Below are 417 nucleotides of genomic sequence, written 5' to 3'. Positions count from 1 at the left end.
GCGTGAACCTGCTGGGCGGCAACAGCTACAGGCTGGGCAAGCGCCACTAGTCGGCGCTGCATTTCAACTGTCGAAGGCAACCCAAAATAGCCCGTTCCGGTGCGCCGGGCGGGCTATTTCGCGTGTCGGGCCGATCAAGCGAGAATGTTGACCGCGCGTGCCGCGACCAGCGCGATGGTCAGCAGCGAGATCATGGCCTCGGCCATCATCAGCAGCTTGGCGCGCTGGGAAAGGGGCAAGGTATCGGTGGGTGAAAACGCTGTCGCATTGGTGAAGGCGAGGAAGAAATAATCGACGAAACCGGGCAGCCAATCTCGGAGGTCACGGTCGTTCAACGTCATCTGCGCGAACAGGAAATCGGCCTGCGCAAGCTTGACGAGGCCGCAGGTCGGCGGGCCGCCGCGGTCGGTGCTCCAG

General features: G+C 63.1%; 1 pseudogene. It reads right to left on the bottom strand.

Features of this window, described 5'->3' with window-relative positions:
- Positions 1 to 134: 134 nt before the first annotated feature.
- Positions 135 to 417: pseudogene (locus EOD07_RS37020) on the bottom strand (hypothetical protein); the annotation flags it as partial.

Source organism: Mesorhizobium sp. M2C.T.Ca.TU.002.02.1.1, assembly GCF_003997225.1.
The sequence above is the reverse complement of the archived record's forward strand: the minus strand, read 5'-3'. Positions and strand labels throughout refer to the sequence as shown.